The sequence below is a fragment of the Sphaerisporangium sp. NPDC004334 genome, assembly GCF_053602655.1.
Map to the genome: position 1 here is coordinate 16725 of NZ_JBSGDZ010000028.1, position 17840 is coordinate 34564.

20 protein-coding genes are annotated in these 17840 nt (G+C 69.6%); 19 read left to right on the forward strand and 1 reads right to left on the reverse strand.

What is annotated here, in order from left to right; translation table 11 throughout:
- Nucleotides 1-122 precede the first annotated feature (122 nt).
- The 19 genes from rpsH to truA all read left to right on the forward strand — a co-directional run bounded on the left by rpsH (nt 123) and on the right by truA (nt 12904).
- On the forward strand, nt 123-521 hold the full coding sequence (rpsH, locus tag ACWEN6_RS31155) for a 30S ribosomal protein S8 (RefSeq protein WP_354837570.1): 399 nt from the start codon (nt 123-125) through the stop codon (nt 519-521).
- Between the two features lie 17 nt (nt 522-538).
- Nucleotides 539-1081, forward strand: coding sequence for a 50S ribosomal protein L6 (gene rplF / locus ACWEN6_RS31160; RefSeq protein ID WP_354837569.1), 543 nt, complete (start codon nt 539-541; stop codon nt 1079-1081).
- 2 nt (nt 1082-1083) lie between these two features.
- Nucleotides 1084-1464, forward strand: a complete 381-nt coding sequence (gene rplR, locus ACWEN6_RS31165; protein WP_354837567.1) for a 50S ribosomal protein L18 — start codon at nt 1084-1086, stop codon at nt 1462-1464.
- Between the two features lie 70 nt (nt 1465-1534).
- A complete protein-coding gene (gene rpsE / locus ACWEN6_RS31170) occupies nt 1535-2167 on the forward strand; it encodes a 30S ribosomal protein S5 (protein ID WP_347632437.1) in 633 nt (210 codons plus the stop codon).
- A gap of 3 nt (nt 2168-2170) precedes the next feature.
- The gene (gene rpmD / locus ACWEN6_RS31175) at nt 2171-2353 is read left to right on the forward strand and encodes a 50S ribosomal protein L30 (RefSeq protein ID WP_030451484.1); all 183 of its coding nucleotides are present in this window, start codon (nt 2171-2173) and stop codon (nt 2351-2353) included.
- A gap of 2 nt (nt 2354-2355) precedes the next feature.
- Complete coding sequence (gene rplO, locus ACWEN6_RS31180) at nt 2356-2829, forward strand: 50S ribosomal protein L15 (RefSeq protein WP_354837564.1); 474 nt, start codon at nt 2356-2358, stop codon at nt 2827-2829.
- A 166-nt stretch (nt 2830-2995) separates the two neighbouring features.
- Nucleotides 2996-4303 (forward strand): preprotein translocase subunit SecY, encoded by a 1308-nt coding sequence (secY, locus tag ACWEN6_RS31185; RefSeq protein WP_354837562.1) that lies wholly within the window; start codon nt 2996-2998, stop codon nt 4301-4303.
- On the forward strand, nt 4303-4956 hold the full coding sequence (locus ACWEN6_RS31190) for an adenylate kinase (RefSeq protein ID WP_354837560.1): 654 nt from the start codon (nt 4303-4305) through the stop codon (nt 4954-4956). Before secY ends, ACWEN6_RS31190 begins: the two co-directional genes overlap by 1 nt.
- A 138-nt stretch (nt 4957-5094) precedes the next feature.
- A complete protein-coding gene (gene map / locus ACWEN6_RS31195; protein ID WP_380825943.1) occupies nt 5095-5934 on the forward strand; it encodes a type I methionyl aminopeptidase in 840 nt (279 codons plus the stop codon).
- Between the two features lie 64 nt (nt 5935-5998).
- Nucleotides 5999-6457 (forward strand): DUF1707 SHOCT-like domain-containing protein, encoded by a 459-nt coding sequence (locus ACWEN6_RS31200; protein WP_452575216.1) that lies wholly within the window; start codon nt 5999-6001, stop codon nt 6455-6457.
- Nucleotides 6458-6641: 184 nt separating this feature from the next.
- Complete coding sequence (locus tag ACWEN6_RS31205; RefSeq protein WP_452575218.1) at nt 6642-7100, forward strand: hypothetical protein; 459 nt, start codon at nt 6642-6644, stop codon at nt 7098-7100.
- Nucleotides 7101-7717: 617 nt separating this feature from the next.
- Nucleotides 7718-7939 carry a translation initiation factor IF-1 gene (gene infA / locus ACWEN6_RS31210; RefSeq protein ID WP_012887858.1) on the forward strand — a complete coding sequence of 74 codons (222 nt, stop codon included), beginning with the start codon at nt 7718-7720 and terminating at the stop codon, nt 7937-7939.
- 112 nt (nt 7940-8051) lie between these two features.
- Nucleotides 8052-8165 (forward strand): 50S ribosomal protein L36, encoded by a 114-nt coding sequence (gene rpmJ, locus ACWEN6_RS31215; RefSeq protein ID WP_003956441.1) that lies wholly within the window; start codon nt 8052-8054, stop codon nt 8163-8165.
- Nucleotides 8166-8366: 201 nt separating this feature from the next.
- A complete protein-coding gene (gene rpsM / locus ACWEN6_RS31220; protein WP_354837548.1) occupies nt 8367-8747 on the forward strand; it encodes a 30S ribosomal protein S13 in 381 nt (126 codons plus the stop codon).
- A 93-nt stretch (nt 8748-8840) separates the two neighbouring features.
- Entirely contained in the window at nt 8841-9245 is a 405-nt protein-coding gene (gene rpsK, locus ACWEN6_RS31225; protein WP_012887860.1) for a 30S ribosomal protein S11, read from the forward strand.
- Between the two features lie 20 nt (nt 9246-9265).
- Nucleotides 9266-9892: a 30S ribosomal protein S4 gene (gene rpsD, locus ACWEN6_RS31230; RefSeq protein ID WP_354837545.1), complete on the forward strand. Its 627-nt coding sequence runs from the start codon at nt 9266-9268 to the stop codon at nt 9890-9892.
- 120 nt (nt 9893-10012) lie between these two features.
- Entirely contained in the window at nt 10013-11029 is a 1017-nt protein-coding gene (locus ACWEN6_RS31235; RefSeq protein ID WP_354837543.1) for a DNA-directed RNA polymerase subunit alpha, read from the forward strand.
- 156 nt (nt 11030-11185) lie between these two features.
- Nucleotides 11186-11731: a 50S ribosomal protein L17 gene (rplQ, locus tag ACWEN6_RS31240; RefSeq protein WP_354924604.1), complete on the forward strand. Its 546-nt coding sequence runs from the start codon at nt 11186-11188 to the stop codon at nt 11729-11731.
- A 312-nt stretch (nt 11732-12043) separates the two neighbouring features.
- The gene (gene truA / locus ACWEN6_RS31245; RefSeq protein ID WP_452575220.1) at nt 12044-12904 is read left to right on the forward strand and encodes a tRNA pseudouridine(38-40) synthase TruA; all 861 of its coding nucleotides are present in this window, start codon (nt 12044-12046) and stop codon (nt 12902-12904) included.
- 370 nt (nt 12905-13274) lie between these two features.
- On the opposite strand, the gene ACWEN6_RS31250 is transcribed toward truA, so the two are convergent.
- The gene (locus tag ACWEN6_RS31250; protein ID WP_452575222.1) at nt 13275-14207 is read right to left on the reverse strand and encodes a hypothetical protein; all 933 of its coding nucleotides are present in this window, start codon (nt 14205-14207) and stop codon (nt 13275-13277) included.
- Nucleotides 14208-17840 lie beyond the last annotated feature (3633 nt).

Below are 17840 nucleotides of genomic sequence, written 5' to 3' on the forward strand. Positions count from 1 at the left end.
GGAGGGGCCCGCACGGCGCCAGCCGTACATATAAGTCATATCAACCGGGCGCTGCTTCAAGCGCCCACGACCACACCGTAGGTCCCGTCACAGGGAAACCGCGGTGAGGAGGGCCACCGGCCATGACGATGACCGACCCGATCGCAGACATGTTGACACGTCTGCGTAACGCGAACTCGGCATACCACGACACCGTGGCCATGCCGTACTCGAAGATCAAGGCGCACATCGCCGAGATCCTCCAGCAGGAGGGTTACATCCAGGCCTGGGCCGTCGAAGACGCCAAGGTCGGGAAGAACCTCGTGGTGGAGCTCAAGTTCGGGCCCACGCGTGAACGGTCAATCGCGGGCCTGCGCCGGGTTTCCAAGCCTGGTCTGCGGGTCTATGCAAAGAAGGACAACCTGCCCCGGGTCCTGGGCGGTCTGGGCGTCGCGATCATCTCGACGTCCGGCGGACTCATGACCGACAAGCAGGCCGGCAAGCGTGGTGTGGGCGGGGAAGTCCTCGCCTACGTTTGGTAGAGGGGAGGAATCACAGCATGTCGCGAATTGGACGGCTGCCCATCCCTGTACCGAATGGTGTTGACATCACCATCGACGGCCGGGATGTCACGGTCAAGGGCCCCAAGGGCACGCTTTCGCACACGGTCGCTGAGCCGATCGTGGTCGAGAAGGGCGAGGACGGCGCGATCGCCGTCACCCGCCCCAACGACGAGCAGAAGGTCCGTGCGCTGCACGGGCTCTCCCGCACGCTGATCGCCAACATGGTGGACGGCGTGACCAAGGGATACAGCAAGACGCTGGAGATCGTCGGCGTGGGTTACCGCGTCCAGGCCAAGAGCCCGGCGCAGCTGGAGTTCTCTCTGGGCTTCAGCCACCCGGTGATCGTCGACGCCCCTGAGGGTGTCTCCTTCCGCGTCGACCGGCCGACCCTGTTCCACGTGGACGGCATCGACAAGCAGAAGGTCGGCGAGGTCGCCGCGAACATCCGCAAGCTGCGCAAGCCCGACCCCTACAAGGGCAAGGGTGTGCGGTACCAGGGCGAAGTCATCCGCCGCAAGGTCGGAAAGGCTGGTAAGTAGTCATGGCCTTCACCAAGGTTGCCAAGCACACGGCCGCGCGCGCGCTGTCGCGCTCGCGTCGTCACCGCCGCGTCCGCAAGAAGGTCGTGGGCTCTCCGGCCCGTCCCCGTCTGGTCGTCAACCGCTCCGCACGGCACCTGTTCGTGCAGATCGTCGACGACATCGCCGGCCACACGCTGGTGAGCGCGTCCACGCTGGACACCTCCCTGCGCACGGCCGAGGGCACCAAGACCGACAAGGCGAAGAAGGTCGGCGAGCTCCTCGCTCAGCGGGCCAAGGCCGCCGGGATCTCCACCGTGGTCTTCGACCGCGGTGGCAACCGCTACGCGGGCCGCATCGCGGCTCTCGCGGACAGCGCCCGTGAAGGCGGGCTGGAGTTCTGATGGGGCGAGGATCGCAACTGATGTCTCCGGCCGGCATCGCAATCAAGAGCAACGAGGAGAGGAACCACTGATGGCTGCAGCTCCGCGTCGCGGTGCCGGCGGCGGTGGTGAGCGGCGGGACCGTCGCGACGATCGCCGCGGCGGCGCTGCCGAGAAGGGCGTCTCGTACATCGAGCGCGTCGTGAAGATCAATCGAGTGGCCAAGGTCGTCAAGGGTGGTCGGCGCTTCAGCTTCACCGCCCTGGTTGTCGTCGGTGACGGCAACGGCCTGGTCGGTGTCGGATACGGCAAGGCCAAGGAGGTGCCCGCGGCGATCGCCAAGGGCGTCGAGGAGGCCAAGAAGCACTTCTTCAAGGTGCCGCGCATCCAGGGCACCATCCCGCACACCTCGCAGGGTGAGGACGCCGCCGGCGTCGTGCTGCTGCGTCCGGCCTCGCCCGGTACCGGTGTCATCGCGGGTGGCCCCGTGCGCGCCGTCCTTGAGTGCGCCGGCATCCACGACGTGCTGTCCAAGTCGCTCGGCTCGGACAACCCGATCAACATCGTCCACGCCACCGTGGCGGCGCTGAAGGGCCTCAGCAGGCCCGAGGAGATCGCCGCCCGCCGTGGGCTCCCGATCGAGCACGTCGCCCCCGTGCGCATGCTCAAGGCTCGCGCCGAGGGCATCGCCGAGGCCGCCGCGGCGGCGAAGGCGGTGAGCTAGCCGATGGCTCGTCTCAAGATCACCCAGACCCGGTCGAAGATCGGTGGCAAGCAGAACCAGCGTGACTCGCTGCGCTCGCTGGGCCTGAAGCGAATCGGCGATGTCGTCGTCAAGGAGGACCGCCCGGAGATCCGGGGCATGGTCGCCGTGGTGACGCACCTCGTCGAGGTGGAAGAGGTCGACTAGTCATGGCTAACGCTGAGAACACCAGCGGCGGCACGCCGCTGCGCCTGCACGACCTGCGTCCGGCCAAGGGCGCCAACAAGGCCAAGATCCGCAAGGGTCGCGGCGAGGCGTCCAAGGGCAAGACCTCCGGTCGTGGCACCAAGGGCACCAAGTCCCGCACGAACGTCCCTCTCGGCTTCGAGGGCGGCCAGGTTCCGCTTCAGCGGCGGCTGCCGAAGCGCAAGGGCTTCTCCAACGCCATGTTCAAGACGACCTACCAGGTCGTCAACCTGGACAGGCTCGGCGAGCTGTTCCCCGACGGCGGCGACGTCTCGGTGGACACGCTGGTCGAGCGGGGCGCGGTCCGCAAGAACCAGCCGGTCAAGGTGCTGGGAACCGGTGACATCTCGGTGGCGTTGAACGTGCAGGCGCACGCTTTCTCCGCCTCCGCGAAGGAGAAGATCGCTGCGGCCGGTGGGTCCGTCACCGAGCTGTAGTCAAGGCAGTACGAGGCGCGGGGGCTCCGTGGGAGCCGCCGCGCCCGTAGTGCGTTAGAGTGCGCTGGACAAAGGCTGTCCAGGGCTCGTTGATCAGAGACGTGCCGATGCATCACTTCCAGACCTTCGCTGACCGACACCGCCTTACAGGCGCGCAGGAGGGACCGTGCTGACCGCGATTACCCGGGCGTTCCGTACGCCCGACCTGCGCAACAAGCTGCTCTTCACACTGGCCATCATCGTGTTGTTCCGGCTGGGCTCGGTGCTGCCGACCCCGGGCGTCAACACGACGAACGTGCAGCAGTGTCTGAAAGAGGCGCAGGCGGGCGACTCCGCCAACATCTATGGCATGGTGCAGCTGTTCAGTGGCGGCGCGCTGCTGAAACTTTCAGTGTTCGCGCTCGGCATCATGCCGTACATCACCTCGAGCATCATCCTTCAGCTCCTCACGGTGGTGATCCCCCGCCTGGAGGCCCTCAAGAAGGAGGGCCAGTCCGGCACCGCGAAGATCACCCAGTACACGCGTTACCTGACCATCGGTCTGGCCGTCCTGCAGTCGACCGCGTTCGTCGCGCTCGCCCGCACCGGGCAGCTGTTCCCGAACTGCCGTCAGCCGCTCCTGGTGAACAACGACGCCTTCACCATCGTCACGATGGTGGTCGTCATGACGGCCGGCACCTCGGTCATCATGTGGCTCGGCGAGCTGGTCACCGACCGCGGCGTCGGCAACGGCATGTCGATCCTGATCTTCACCCAGGTCATCGCGGTCTTCCCCTCGGAGCTGCTGAACATCTTCCGGCAGAACGCCTTCACCTTCGTCGTGGTGATGGTGGTCGGAGTGTTCATGATCGCCGCGGTGGTGTTCGTCGAGCAGGCCCAGCGCCGCATCCCGGTCCAGTACGCCAAGCGCATGGTCGGGCGTCGCATGTACGGCGGGACCTCGACCTACATCCCGCTGAAGGTGAACCAGGCCGGCATCATCCCGGTCATCTTCGCCTCTTCGCTGCTCTATCTGCCGCAGCTGGTGGTCTCGCTGTTCGGCAACAAGGAGAACCCCGGCGCGATCGTGCAGTGGCTCGCACAGAACTTCGTCCGAGGCGACCACCCGGTCTACATGGTCACGTTCTTCGTGCTGATCATCTTCTTCACCTACTTCTACGTGTCCATCACCTTCAACCCGGTTGAGGTGGCCGACAACATGAAGAAGTACGGTGGATTCATCCCGGGCATCCGCCCGGGCCGGCCGACCGCCGAGTATCTCAACTACGTGCTCATGCGGCTGACCGCTCCGGGTTCGCTCTATCTGGGGTTGATCTCCATGGTCCCGATCATCGCTCTCGCGGTGGCTGGGGCGAGCCAGAACTTCCCGTTCGGAGGCACGAGCATTCTGATCATGGTTGGTGTTGGGCTGGACACCGTTAAGCAGATCGAGAGCCAGCTTCAGCAGCGGAACTACGAGGGCTTCCTCAAGTAGTGCGCGTCGTCCTGGTCGGGCCCCCCGGAGCGGGCAAGGGGACACAGGCCCAGTTCATCGCATCGAACCTGTCCATCCCGAAGATCTCGACAGGTGACATCTTCCGTGCCAACGTGTCGGGCGGCACGGAACTCGGCAAGCTTGCCAAGGAGTACATGGACCGCGGCGACCTCGTACCCGACGAGGTGACCGTCGCCATGGTCCGCGACCGCCTCGGGGAGCCGGACGCGCAGGAGGGTTTCCTGCTGGACGGCTTCCCGCGAAACGTGCCGCAGGCGCAGATTCTGAACAAGATGCTGGCCGAGTTCGGCACCCACCTCGACGTCGTGCTCGAACTCGTGGTCGACGACGAGGAGGTCGTGCGCCGGCTCGCCGGCCGGCGCACCTGCCGCTCCTGCGGCAAGGTGTGGCACGTGGTCTTCGACCCCCCTTCCCAGGAAGGGGTGTGCGACGCCTGCGGCGGCGATCTGTTCCAGCGTGATGACGACCGGGAAGAGACCATCCGCCACCGGCTGGAGGTGTACCAGCAGCAGACGGCTCCGCTGATCTCCTTCTACGCCGACGAGGGCATCCTGCACGGTGTGGACGCGACCGGTCCGGTCGAAGAGATCACCCAGCGGGCGATGGCCGAACTGCGCCGCTTCGCCGACTGAGAGCCGCCGAGCGCGGCGATATAGGCACCGACGCCACCTTTGGGCCCGTCCCAAGGGTGGCGTCCGGCTTGTCGGGGGACAATCGGGGGAATTGGGATGCCGGGCGGTCCGTTGATTCACCCCAGGGGGTGCCAGTAAGTGTTCAAGAAGAACAAGCACGGAATTCAGATCAAGACACCTGAGCAGCTGGAGAAGATGCGGGCCGCCGGTCTGGTGGTCGGGCGCACGCTCCAGCTCCTGCGCGAATCCGTGCGACCCGGGATGACGCCGCTCGACCTGGACGCCATCGCCGAGAAGGCCATCCGCGACGAGGGCGCGATCCCCTCGTTCAAGGGCTACCAGGGATACCCGGCGACCATCTGCGCCTCGGTGAACGACGAGGTCGTCCACGGCATCCCGAGCGACCGCCGTCCCCTGCGCGACGGCGACGTCATCTCCATCGACTGCGGCGCCATCCTGGACGGCTGGCACGGCGACTCGGCGATCACCGTGGCCATCGGCGAGGTGGACCCGAAGCTCGCCGAGCTGATGCGGGTGACCGAGGAGGCCATGTGGCGCGGCATCGCCGCGCTGACCGTGGGGCGGCACCTGTCCGACGTCGGGTTCGAGGTCGAGCGTTACGTGCGCTCTCAGGGGCGCTACGGCATCCCGCAGGAGTACGGCGGCCACGGCATCGGCACCGAGATGCACATGGAGCCGTGGGTGGCCAACCACGGGCGGCCCGGCCGGGGCCCGCGCTTCGAGACCGGCATGTGCTTCGCCGTCGAGCCGATGGTCAATCTCGGCACCGACCGCACCCGCGTCCTGGCCGACGACTGGACGGTCGTCACCATCGACGGAAAACCGTCCGCGCATTTCGAGCACAGCGTCGCGGTGACCGATAATGGTCCTTGGGTGCTCACCGCCCTTGACGGGGGGAAGGCACGCCTTGGCGAGCTTCTGGGAGAGAAGGCCGGCACCGACGGCAAGACGGAGTGAGGCACTCCTTTGACCCGCTCGTGGAACGGCTCGTTGGCTGACGTCTGCGCGGGAGTTGATGGTGATGGCGGCGACACCGGACATGAGGGCGTCCGACGGCGACAGAGACAGGGTCGCGGCCGCGCTACGTGAGCACTGCGCCCAGGGCCGGCTCACCATGGAGGAGTTCAACGAGCGCCTGGAGCTCGTCTACGCCGGGCGCACCTACGGCGACCTGCGGAAGCTCACCGCCGACCTGCCGGACATCGACCTGAACAACCTGCCCGCGGCGCAGGCGCCGGAGCGGCGCCGGCCCGCGGGGATGCATCCCGGGGTGAAGGCGGCCTGGACCTCGTGGGCCAGCGTGTTCGGCATCTGCGTGCTCGTTTACGCCATGACCGACCTCGGCGGATATTTCTGGCCGATGTGGGTCGGCGGTCCCTGGGCGGTGATTCTGCTGATCAGCACCCTGTCCGGCTCGGACCCCAACGAGATCGGCAAGAGCAAGAAGGACAGGAAGCGCAGGAGGGGCATCGAGGGCTGAGGCTCCCGTCTCGGCCCGCTCTGTGTAGTAATACACGCTCGGCGTTCTGTGCGTATTCGTACGCAGAAGGGAACGGCGAGCCTCCATAACGTGAGCGTCGTCCGGAACGAGCGGCACACAGAAAGCTCGGCCGGCACGGGGAATCCGTCCTCATCCCGAGGACGCTCGCTCACAGGAGGAAACCGTGCGCAAGATCCGCAACCTGCTCGTCGGCACCGCCCTCGCCGGTGCTCTGGCGGCGGGCGTCGCCGCCGCCCCCGCCGCCTCGGCGTCGACGGCGAGCGCCACCGCCGCCACCTCGGCCTCCCAGGCCCTGTCCCGCCACAGCTTCGGCCCGTACTTCTCCGACTTCGGCGGGCGCGAGGACCGGGGCGACCGCTCCTACGTCCGGGGCTTCTGGGGCCGGTCGGACGGCCGCTACTACCTCGACTTCGACCTGTTCGACCGCGACCGCGACCGCCAGTACAGCTGGCTGGACGTCTACTACCACAACGGCAGCGGCTGGCACTTCTACAACCGCTACCGCACCTTCGGCCACAGCGCCAGCAAGATCTTCTTCAACCGCGGCGTCGACGGCTTCCGCTTCCGCGTGGGCGAGGGTTCCACCCGTGACTACGACTGGAGCGGCTGGCACCGGTTCTGATCCGGTCTCCTCGAAGCGGTGATCAGACCTCCCGGGCTCAGTGAGGGGGACCGGAGGCGGGGGAAACAGAGCGGGCGCTCCTGGGGGAGCGCCCGCTCTCGTCGTGTCCGGCGACATCGGGCCGGGTCCGTCCGTGGGGACGCTGGACCGCCGCGAGGCGTCGAAGCGTCCTGGGACCACGGCATCGGCCGGCCGGGGCGCACCCGGAGGTATCGGATGTCCTGTCCGGCGGTATCGGACTGTTCACGGGCATTGGACGCAGGCTTTACCGCTGATGGCAGTTTCCCGGGTTGTCGCCGGGTAGGTGATCTTTTGCGGGCACATCCCCTGCGCGCACGAGCACGCGCCCACCCAGGCCCGGTATCGGCGGTACCGTGCGGCCGGGTGGGCGCGTCCATCCCCTTTCCCGCTCCGCTGAGGTACGCTGGTGGTCGGTTGTGTCCGGACAAACGTCAGGCGTTTCGCATTTCCACGCCGGTTGTCGTACACTCCTTTGTCGGCTCACTATGACCAGACGCGTCGGCGGTCAGCTATCGCCGCTCTCTCACGCGCGTTCTAGGTCGCGGCTGCTTAGTGATCCGATACCTCAGACGACCGATCAGTGAAACGCGAGGGACATGGCCAAGAAGGACGGCGCCATCGAGATCGAGGGCACTGTGGTTGAGTCGCTCCCGAACGCGATGTTCCGGGTGCAACTCGACAACGGCCATAAGGTCCTGGCCCACATCAGCGGACGGATGCGGATGCACTACATCCGGATTCTCCCCGACGACAGGGTCGTCGTGGAACTGAGCCCCTACGACCTCAGTCGTGGGCGGATCGTCTACCGATACAAGTAAGCCCCCCGTCCCGGCGGCGAGGAAGAACCGCGTCCACCGTGCGCTTCGCACGGCGCGCGCGGATCGACCCGGCCGGACCGGCGGGCGGGCCGTCTGAGGAACGACAGGGACTATGAAGGTCAAGCCGAGCGTCAAGAAGATCTGCGACAAGTGCAAGGTGATCCGCCGGCACGGTCGCGTCATGGTGATCTGCGACAACCTGCGCCACAAGCAGCGCCAGGGCTGATCGCGGTCCGGACGGGAGGGCGGCCCCAGCGGGGCGGCCGGCCCGGCCGGAACAACGTAATCGCGCACCACACCCGCGCAGGCGGCCGCAAGGCCGAACCGCGCGGGCGACCCCCGGTCGGAGGCCGGGGCCCTCACCCCGGGCATGGGGAGGGGTAGTGGGGCGCAGGACCTCCGCCACATCGAAGGAGAATGCCCGACCATGGCTCGCCTGGTTGGCGTCGACCTCCCCCGCGACAAGCGGCTGGAGATCGCTCTCACCTACATCTACGGAATCGGCCGCAGCCGCGCCCTGGAGATCCTGAACGCCACCGGCGTGAACGGTGACCTGCGGGTGCACCAGCTCAGCGACACCGAGCTCGTTCCGCTGCGTGACTACATCGAGGCCACCTTCAAGATCGAAGGTGACCTCCGCCGCGAGGTTCAGGCCGACATCCGTCGCAAGATCGAAATCGGCTGTTACCAGGGCATCCGTCACCGCCGCGGCCTTCCGGTCCACGGGCAGCGCACGCAGACCAACGCGCGCACCCGCAAGGGCAAGAAGAAGACCGTGGCCGGCAAGAAGAAGCCCGGCAAGAAGTAGTCCGCGACGGGGCGCCGAGCCGGGTCAGTCACTGGCCCGATGCCGCGCCCCCGTCCACGCAGCAGGACCGACCACCTCAGGAGATAGCGCTACATGCCTCCGAAGAGCCGCCAGGGTGCACCGAAGAAGGTGCGCCGCAAGGAAAAGAAGAACGTCGCTCACGGGCACGCCCACATCAAGAGCACGTTCAACAACACGATCGTTTCGATCACCGACCCGAGCGGGAACGTGATCTCCTGGGCCAGCGCCGGCCACGTCGGCTTCAAGGGCTCTCGCAAGTCCACGCCGTTCGCGGCGCAGATGGCCGCCGAGAACGCCGCCCGCCGGGCCATGGAGCACGGCATGCGCAAGGTCGACGTCTTCGTGAAGGGCCCCGGTTCCGGTCGCGAGACCGCCATCCGGTCCCTCCAGGCCACCGGCCTTGAGGTGGGGTCCATCCAGGACGTGACCCCGGTTCCGCACAACGGCTGCCGTCCGCCCAAGCGCCGCCGCGTCTGAGGCCCAGGAGAAATAGAGAAATGGCTCGTTACACCGGAGCGGACTGCAAGCTCTGCCGCCGTGAGAAGACAAAGCTCTTCCTCAAGGGCAGCAAGTGTGAGTCCCCCAAGTGCCCCATCGAGATCCGTCCTTACCCGCCGGGTGAGCACGGCCGCGGCCGTCCCAAGGAGTCGGAGTACCAGCTCCAGCTCCGCGAGAAGCAGAAGACCCGCCGCATCTACGGCATCCTCGAGAAGCAGTTCCGCAACTACTACGAGGAAGCCAACCGCAAGTCGGGCAAGACGGGTGAGAACCTCCTCCAGATCCTGGAGAGCCGTCTCGACAACGTCGTCTTCCGCGCCGGCCTCGCCGTGTCCCGTGACGCCGCCCGCCAGCAGGTGCGCCACGGCCACATCCTGGTGAACGGCAAGAAGGTCGACATCCCGTCGTACCGCGTGCGCGAGCACGACATCATCGAGGTCCGCGAGAAGGCTCGCAACCTCATGCCGTACGAGGTGGCCCGCGCCACCGTCGGCGACAGGACCGTCCCGGCCTGGCTCGGCGTCGTTCCGGACAAGCTGCGCATCCTTGTGCACCAGCTCCCGGTCCGTCAGCAGATCGACACCCAGGTCCAGGAGCAGTTGATCGTCGAGCTCTACTCCAAGTAAGGCTCGAGTTAGTCTGCCGCAGAGCTGTACGGCATCCTGGTGGAGGCCGTACAGCTTCGGCAGTGAAGAACCCAATCGCGGTGGTCAAATAGCGGGCCCCGCGGAACCAGGGGAGAACCCATGCTGATCGCACAGCGCCCATCCCTTCTCGAGGAGTCCATCGAGGAGACCAGGTCGCGGTTCGTCATCGAGCCGCTGGAGCCGGGTTTCGGCTACACCATCGGCAACTCGCTGCGCCGCACGCTGCTGTCCTCCATCCCGGGGGCGGCGGTCACCAGCATCCGCATCGAGGGCGTCCTGCACGAGTTCTCGACCGTGCCCGGGGTCAAGGAAGACGTCACCGACATCATCCTGAACCTCAAGGCGCTGGTCGTGTCCTCCGAGCACGACGAGCCCGTCGTCATGTACCTGCGCAAGCAGGGCCCCGGTGAGGTCACGGCCGCCGACATCGCGCCGCCCGCCGGTGTCGAGGTGCACAACCCCGACCTGCACATCGCCACGCTGAACGGCAAGGCGAAGCTCGAGATGGAGCTGACCGTCGAGCGCGGTCGCGGCTACGTCTCGGCCGCCCAGAACAAGCAGCCCGGCCAGGAGATCGGCCGCGTGCCGGTCGACTCGATCTACTCGCCGGTCCTGAAGGTGACCTACAAGGTCGAGGCCACCCGAGTCGAGCAGCGCACCGACTTCGACCGTCTGATCCTGGACGTCGAGACCAAGCCGTCGATGAAGCCCCGCGACGCGGTGGCCTCCGCCGGCAAGACCCTGGTCGAGCTGTTCGGCCTGGCCCGCGAGCTCAACGTCGAGGCCGAGGGCATCGACATCGGCCCGTCGCCGACGGACGCGGCGCTCGCCGCCGACCTGGCGCTGCCGATCGAGGAGCTGAACCTCACCGTTCGCTCCTACAACTGCCTCAAGCGCGAGGGCATCCACACCGTGGGTGAGCTCGTCGCGCGCAGCGAGCAGGACCTTCTCGACATAAGGAACTTCGGTGCCAAGTCGATCGAAGAGGTCAAGCAGAAGCTGCACGAGATGACGCTGTCCCTCAAGGACTCCCCGCCCGGGTTCGACCCGACGGCCGTCGCCGGCGGCGACTACGACGACGACGACGCCCGTTACGTCGAGACCGAGCAGTACTGACCTGACCGGCTCGCGCCGGCGGCCGGCGCCTTCGGCGCGGCGGCACGCGTCACCGCATCACCTCATCAACGGGAGCCCTGTCCGAACGACCAGGGCTCCCGGCCCGACCCCGGTACCTGACACGGCCGGAGCGGGTTATCCCAAAGGAGAACGACCATGCCCAAGCCTGCCAAGGGCGCGCGTCTCGGCGGCAGCCCGGCTCACGAGCGGCTGATCCTGGCGAACCTCGCCACCCAGCTGTTCCAGCACGGCCGCATCCGCACCACCGAGACCAAGGCCAAGCGCCTCCGGCCGCTGGCCGAGCGTCTGATCACCAAGGCCAAGAAGGGCGACATCCACAACCGTCGCCAGGTTCTGACCGTGGTCAAGGACAAGGGCGTCATCCACCACCTGTTCACCGAGATCGCGCCGACCTTCGCCGAGCGTCCCGGTGGCTACACCCGCATCACCAAGCTCGGCCCGCGTAAGGGCGACAACGCCCCGATGGCGCTGATCGAGCTGGTGTCGGAGCCGCTGAACGCGGTCACCACGACCCGCACCGCGCCGGCCGCCGCCGCGCCTGCCGAGGAGATCGTCGAGCTCCCCGAGAACGACGCTCCCGCCGACGCGACCCCGGCCGACGAGGCCCCCGCCGACGCGGCTCCGGCCGACGAGAGCGCGGAGGCCGGCGAGAAGACCGAGTCCAAGAAGGACGAGGCCTGATCGCCTAGCGGCCATCCGGGGGCGCCGCCGTCCCCGGGCACGGCCGGAGCCATCCGGCCGCCGATCGCGAAGACGGGCCCAGCACACCACCTCGGTGCGCTGGGCCCGTCCGCGTTCACCCCGCACCTCCAGCCCGTCCTCGACCGATACCTTCGCTCCACCGAACGCCCCAACGGCGATCCCGGCACGCAGGGGGACGCAGTGCTCACACCACCGCCCGCAGAATCCGCAGCCACCGCCTCGCCCCGTCCCGGGAACTCCTCGACGGCCCCCCAGGACGCTCCGCCCCCTGCGGCGGAGGCGCCGTCCGCGATGCTGCGGTTGCGGCTGGATCTCGGGTACGACGGCACGGCGTTCTCCGGCTGGGCCCGCCAGCCCGGACAGCGGACCGTGCAGGGCGAGCTGGAGACGGCGCTCGGTCGCATCCTGCGCCTGGAACCGCCCCCCTCCCTCACGGTCGCCGGCCGTACCGACGCGGGGGTGCACGCGCGGGGCCAGGTAGCCCATGTCGACCTTCCCCCCGAGGCGCTCCGCGCCGTCGAGGGACGCCGCAAGGACGCCGCCCCGATGAGCGGCGCTCAGCGCCTCTCCGCGCTCACCCGGCGGCTGGCCGGGGTTCTACCGCCCGATGTACGGGTCCATGCCGTCAGACAGGCCCCTGAGGGCTTCGACGCCCGGTTCTCGGCGCTGTCGCGGCGCTACGCGTACCGTGTCTGCGACGCCCCCGGTGGCGGTGACCCACTGCGCCGTAACGAGGTCCTGTGGTACCCGCGCCCCCTCGACGTCGGCCGCATGAACGACGCGGCCGTCCATCTCCTCGGGGAGCATGACTTCGCCGCCTTCTGCAAGAGGAGGGACGGCGCCACCACCATTCGCGAGCTCCAGCGCCTCTCGTGGACGCGCGACGCCGAGGGCCTGCTCGTCGCCACCGTCGTCGCCGACGCCTTCTGCCACTCGATGGTGCGTGCTCTGGTCGGATGCCTGCTCGCCGTCGGCGAAGGCCACAGGGCCGTGGAATGGCCTGCCGACGTGCTCCTGAAGGCCGTTCGCGACTCGGGGGTGAACGTCGCCCCCGCCCGCGGCCTGTGCCTGGAGGAGGTCCGCTATCCCGCCGACCCCGAGCTCGCCCCCCGAGCCCGCCAGACCCGCCACCTCCGCACCCTCACCCCCTGACCCTGCGGGCTCCCCACCTCCGCGCTCACCCCTGAGCCCGCGAGCCCCCATCTCCGCATCTTCACCCCTGAGTCCGCGAGATCCCCATCTCCGCGCCCTCCCCCCTGACCCCGCGAGCTCCCCACCTCTGAGCTGTGCGACGGGGTGTCCTGGTGTCCCCGCTCCACCGGCGACCTCGACGACCACCGCATGGTCGAGTGTGGTCGCCTGGCCGCGCCCGCCGGCGCTTTCGATGCGGACGGGCCGGCGTGGACAGGCCCCGGCCGGCCTGTCGTGGCGGATTCGATCGAGGAGCCGGGCTCAGTCGGTCGGTGCGTCGGACCCGGGCGGGAGGTGGTCACCCGGGTCATCTCCGTCGGTCGGTGACATGTCAGTCGGTGACGCGCTTCTCGATCACTTGGGCGGTGTGGTCGCGGAAGGCGCCGCTGACCGGGCCGAGATCCTTCTCCTGGCCGGTGGGGGTGTGACCGTCGCTGTAGGTGGCGAAGCTGAAGACGATGTAGTGTCCCCAGACCAGCCCCGCCGCGTAACCGCCGGAGATGTCGGCCTTGTCGGTGCCGGTTCCCGCGCCGCCGGCCAGTCCCCGGAACCAGACGGTCTTCGCCAGGTTCTTCTTCTTGTCCGCCGCGACGGCCGCCTGCTTGGTCGGGAACACGGCGATGCCGGTCGTCACCGCGTAGCGGCGCTTGTTGTCCACGTACGTCGCCCGCAGGACACGGCTGCACTTCTGGCGCTTCAGCGCCGTGGCGAAGCCGCCCACGGCCACCTTGTCGCACCGCGGCGTGATGTCCACCTTGGTGCGCGTGTAGGTGCGTCCGCCGACGATCACCCGCCGCTGGGCGAACGCCTCCTTGAGGGTGAGCTTTTTCGGGTCGGTCTTCACCGAGTCCAGGATGGTGGTGGCCGCCGTGCTCGGCTCCGGGGAGGCGGTCGTGGTCGGCTCCTCCTCGGGCAGGCGCACGTCCACCGAAGGCAACGGGTCGGGCATGGTCACCGGCTTGCCGCCCCCGTTGAAGGTCTGGTACCCGAAGTACGCGGCCGTGCCGATCGCCGCGATCGCCACGGCGACTCCGGCGGCCAGTACCACCCGCTTCCCTGAGCGGGGAGCCGGCTCGGCCGCGCCCGTACCGGCGGGCGCCTCGGGCGGCGTGGCGCCGGGTGGTACGAACGGCGGCCGTTCGACCGCGACCTCCGACGCCGTCGGACGGTCGCCGGCCGCGAACCCTCCGGTGACCCCGACGCCGGCGCCCGGCCCGGATGTCACCGTGGAGGCGAGGCCGCCGGCCGCCACAGCGCCCGCCACTGCTCCCGGTGCCACTGTTGCCGCCGGTCCAGACGGTGCTCCCGCCGGTCCAGACGGTGCTCCCGCCGGTGCTGCCGATCCTGCCGGTCTTGGCGGTGCTTCCGGCGCCTTCGATTCGGAGGGTTTTTCCGGTGCAGTCGGTGCCGCCGGTCCCGGCGACGCCGCGTCCGGTTGTGTCGTCGTGGGTCCCGACAAGGGAGATCTCGAGGAGGCCGGTGTCCCGCCGCCTGCCGGTGTGGTGCCGGTGCTGGGTGGCGAACCTGCGGCACCTCCGGTGGCGGGCGGCGCGCTCGCGATGCCATTCGCGGCCATCTGCGTGCCCGTGAGGCCGGTGAGGGCGGACGGCGTGCCGGCCGTGCCGCCGGTGCCAGGTGGTGCGCCGGCGATGCCGCTGATGGGGGACTGCGTGCCGGTGGCAGGTGGCGGGCCCGCGAGGCCGCCGATCGCGGACGGGGCGCCGGCGTCGGCCGTGGACAGGGGGCCGGCGGGCGTGGACGGGATGCCGGCGGGCGTGGACGGGGCGCCACCGGTGGTGGGCTGGTCGTCGCCCGCCGCGGTGCCGCCTCGGCTTCGGGAAAGGCCGGTCGCGGGCGCGGTGCTCTCGCCGGTCCTGGCGCCCTCGGCGGGCGATGGGGTGCCGCCGGCAGGGAGAGGGAGCGGCGAAAGGGTACGGGGAGCGGGCGGAAGCGGTGTGCCCGGCGCGGGCGCGGGCGGAAGACCTCGTGGTCCTGGACCGGAAGCGGGCGCGCCTGGAGCGGAGCCCTGTGCGCCCGTGGGCTGGTACGGCCTGCTTGAGGTCAGGCCCCGCGTGCCGGGGGCCGGGTCGGTGGCGCCCGGAGCCGGCTGCTGGGCCGACCCCTCGGCGGCATCGCGTGAGAGCGGGTTGCGGGAACGCAGTGTCAGCGCGTCGCTGGTCAGCGGAGCCGGTGGCAGAGGCGTGCCGGGCAGACGGGCCGGTGCGGTGGGGCCCTCAGGCTTGTGAGCCCCCTGCGACGGCGTGTGCGTCCCCTGCGAGGGGCCGTCCAGCGGGGGGAGCGACATCGGCGCGGGCGGCAGCGGAGTGCCCGGCCGATGCGGGGGAGGAAGGGCCGCGCGCGGCGGAGGACCGGCCTGCGAACGCGGAATGGCCGGCAGGCCCTTCGCCTCCCTCCGCTTCGCCACATCGGAGGTGCCCGACGACATGCCGGAGTCGTCGCTGAACCTGCCCGTCCCCTCCGACGTACCAGACATCGTGGACGCACCGGTTCCCGGAGACGTGGAGGCACCGGTTCCCGGAGACGTGGAGGGATCGGACGGTGGTGGCGTGGCGGGCGCGGCGGGACGCGGCGCCGGGATGGACGGCGCCGGAACTGGGGACGGTGACGGGGCCGGGGGCGGTGACGGCGCCGGGATGGACGGCGTCGGCCTCGGACCGGGCGCCGGAGCGGGTGGCGGTGTCGGTCCAGGTGCGGGAGACGGCTGTGACGGCGGCACGGACCCGGGTGAGGTCTCGGCCTGTTCGGTACCTGGTGGGGTCTCGGACCGCTCCGCGCTTGGCGACGTCTCGGGTCGACCGGTGCTCGACGACATACCGGACGACCCGCTGACGTAGGAGGAGGCGCCACCGGTGTGCCTGCCGCCCTTGGCATCGGCGATGTGTCCCACGTCCGGCACCGTGGAGCGCTCGCCGTCCGCCGATCCGGCCGAGTGCTTACCGTCCTTGGCATCTGTAGTGCGCGGCGTGCCGTCCTGGATGCCGGCGGGGTTCGTCGCGCCGAGCCGATCATCGTCCAGCATGTCCGGCGGCGGCCAAACCGGGATGTCGGGGTATTGCGGTGTCTGAGGACGCCACGCGCCGTCGCTCGAGCGGTACCCGCCGTCCTTCCGGCCGCCTTCAGAGGGCCGAGCGGCGTTCTGCCCGGTGAGAGGCGCATCCTGCGGCGAGGTGGCCGGCCCGTCCTGCGGCTTGGGGGACGCCGATGACGCGTCCTGCGGCGTGGGACGCCCCGACAGAGGGTCGTGTGGCATGGGTGGCACCGATGAGACGTTCTGGGGCGCGGGGCCGTTGGACGGCAGGTCTTGTGGTGCGGGTGGCGCGTCGTGTGGTGCGGACCGGCCGAACAGGATGTCCTGTGGGGTGGGCGGCGCGTCCTGTGGCACCGGACGGCTGGACAGTGGTGCCGGGGGCGTCCAGGAGGCATTCTGCGGCGCCGGTGGCGTCCAAGGGCCGTCCTGCGGTGCCGGAGGTGTCCACGGGGCATCTTGCGGTGCCGGCGGTGTCCAGGGGCCGTGCTGAGCTGAGGGCGGTGTCCAGGGGCCGCTCTGCGACGCCGGCGGCGTCCCCTGTGATCCCGGCGGCCTTCCCTGCGACCCGGGTGGTGCCCACGGGGTGCCCTGTGGGGCCGGCGGCGCCCATGGGCGGTCCTGCGGGGTGGGCGACGCCCACGGCGCCTGCTGCGGCGCCGAACCGGCCTGCGGTCCGGGGAGGGGAGGAGCCGGCGCGTCCTGGGGAGTCGCCGCCCAGTGTGGAGCGGGCCCGGGGGCGTCCAGCGGCGACGATGACCAGTTCTGCCCAGGAGACGTTGACGAGTTCTGCCCAGGAGACGTTGACGGGTTCTGCGCAGGAGACGATGACCAGTTCTGCGCAGGAGAGGGCGCGTCCTGAGCAGCCGGAGCCGACGGGACAGGGGGGACGGCCCAGGAACTCGGCGGGCTGAGCGCCGGCATCGAGACCTGCGGCTCGGCGGGCGCGGTCTCCTGAGGAAGGAGCACCGGTGCGGCCCACATCTGGTGCACACCTGAGGCGGCGGACGGCTGGTCACCTGACGGGGGGCGCGTCCCGCCGGCACCACCGTATGGCCCGTTCTCAGGGGTGCCGATGGGACTGTTGCCGGTGGCGCCCTGGGACCCGTCCTGTGGCGAGCCGTATGGCCGGCCGGTCGTCGCGTCGTAGGGCGCGGGGGACTGCCATGCCTCCGGGCCGGTCCGAGGGGCGCTGCCCGGCGAAGCACCGCTCGCCATGCCGCCGGGAGGACTCATCGCATCACCGGGCGGACTCGCCGCGCCACCCGGGGGCGTGCAGGCCAGGCCGCCATGGGAGGCGGCGAGCCCTTGATGCGGGCTCGCGGGAAAGCCGGTCTGGGAAGGTGCGGGTTGAGCGGCGGGAGTGGGGCTGCCGGAGGAGCCGACGGAGCGGTAGTTGTGCTGGGGAGGCTGGTCGGGATCGAACCACTCGTAGTCCAGGGGGAACCGGTCGGCCGGCCGGGCGTCGCCGGGGCGGTGGGACACGGTGTCGCCGGCGTGGGCGGTCGGGGTGTCGCCAGAGCGGTGGGACACGGTGTCGCCGGAGTGGCGGGACATGGTGTCGCCTGGGTGGGTGGTCGGGGTGTCGCCCGGGTGGCGGGACACGGTGTCGCCGGGGCGGGCGGGCGGAGTGTCACCGGGGGTGGGAGTGGGTGTCCCCTGGGAGGAGGACGGGCCCCGCGCCTCTCTGAGGGCGGAGGATCTCACGTCCTGGGTCGAGTCGGGGTCCGTCACGCTCTGGTCGGTCCCTGGCACGTGCGGGCGTACCTGCCCGAAGCTCGGGGGTGGCATCGAAGGAGCCCCCGAGCTCTCGGTCCCGCGTTCGTGCTCGGATCCGGAATCCTGGCCACG

Excerpts from the sequence above, each read along its gene's own strand:
- rplQ (WP_354924604.1), top strand. The coding sequence starts at position 11,186 with ATGCCCAAGCCTGCCAAGGGCGCGCGTCTCGGCGGCAGCCCGGCTCAC.
- infA (WP_012887858.1), top strand. The coding sequence starts at position 7,718 with ATGGCCAAGAAGGACGGCGCCATCGAGATCGAGGGCACTGTGGTTGAG.
- rpmJ (WP_003956441.1), top strand. The coding sequence starts at position 8,052 with ATGAAGGTCAAGCCGAGCGTCAAGAAGATCTGCGACAAGTGCAAGGTG.
- rplR (WP_354837567.1), top strand. The coding sequence starts at position 1,084 with ATGGCCTTCACCAAGGTTGCCAAGCACACGGCCGCGCGCGCGCTGTCG.
- ACWEN6_RS31235 (WP_354837543.1), top strand. The coding sequence starts at position 10,013 with ATGCTGATCGCACAGCGCCCATCCCTTCTCGAGGAGTCCATCGAGGAG.
- rpsM (WP_354837548.1), top strand. The coding sequence starts at position 8,367 with ATGGCTCGCCTGGTTGGCGTCGACCTCCCCCGCGACAAGCGGCTGGAG.
- rplF (WP_354837569.1), top strand. The coding sequence starts at position 539 with ATGTCGCGAATTGGACGGCTGCCCATCCCTGTACCGAATGGTGTTGAC.
- rpsH (WP_354837570.1), top strand. The coding sequence starts at position 123 with ATGACGATGACCGACCCGATCGCAGACATGTTGACACGTCTGCGTAAC.
- rpsD (WP_354837545.1), top strand. The coding sequence starts at position 9,266 with ATGGCTCGTTACACCGGAGCGGACTGCAAGCTCTGCCGCCGTGAGAAG.
- rpsE (WP_347632437.1), top strand. The coding sequence starts at position 1,535 with ATGGCTGCAGCTCCGCGTCGCGGTGCCGGCGGCGGTGGTGAGCGGCGG.
- truA (WP_452575220.1), top strand. The coding sequence starts at position 12,044 with ATGCTGCGGTTGCGGCTGGATCTCGGGTACGACGGCACGGCGTTCTCC.
- rplO (WP_354837564.1), top strand. The coding sequence starts at position 2,356 with ATGGCTAACGCTGAGAACACCAGCGGCGGCACGCCGCTGCGCCTGCAC.
- ACWEN6_RS31200 (WP_452575216.1), top strand. The coding sequence starts at position 5,999 with ATGGCGGCGACACCGGACATGAGGGCGTCCGACGGCGACAGAGACAGG.
- rpsK (WP_012887860.1), top strand. The coding sequence starts at position 8,841 with ATGCCTCCGAAGAGCCGCCAGGGTGCACCGAAGAAGGTGCGCCGCAAG.
- rpmD (WP_030451484.1), top strand. The coding sequence starts at position 2,171 with ATGGCTCGTCTCAAGATCACCCAGACCCGGTCGAAGATCGGTGGCAAG.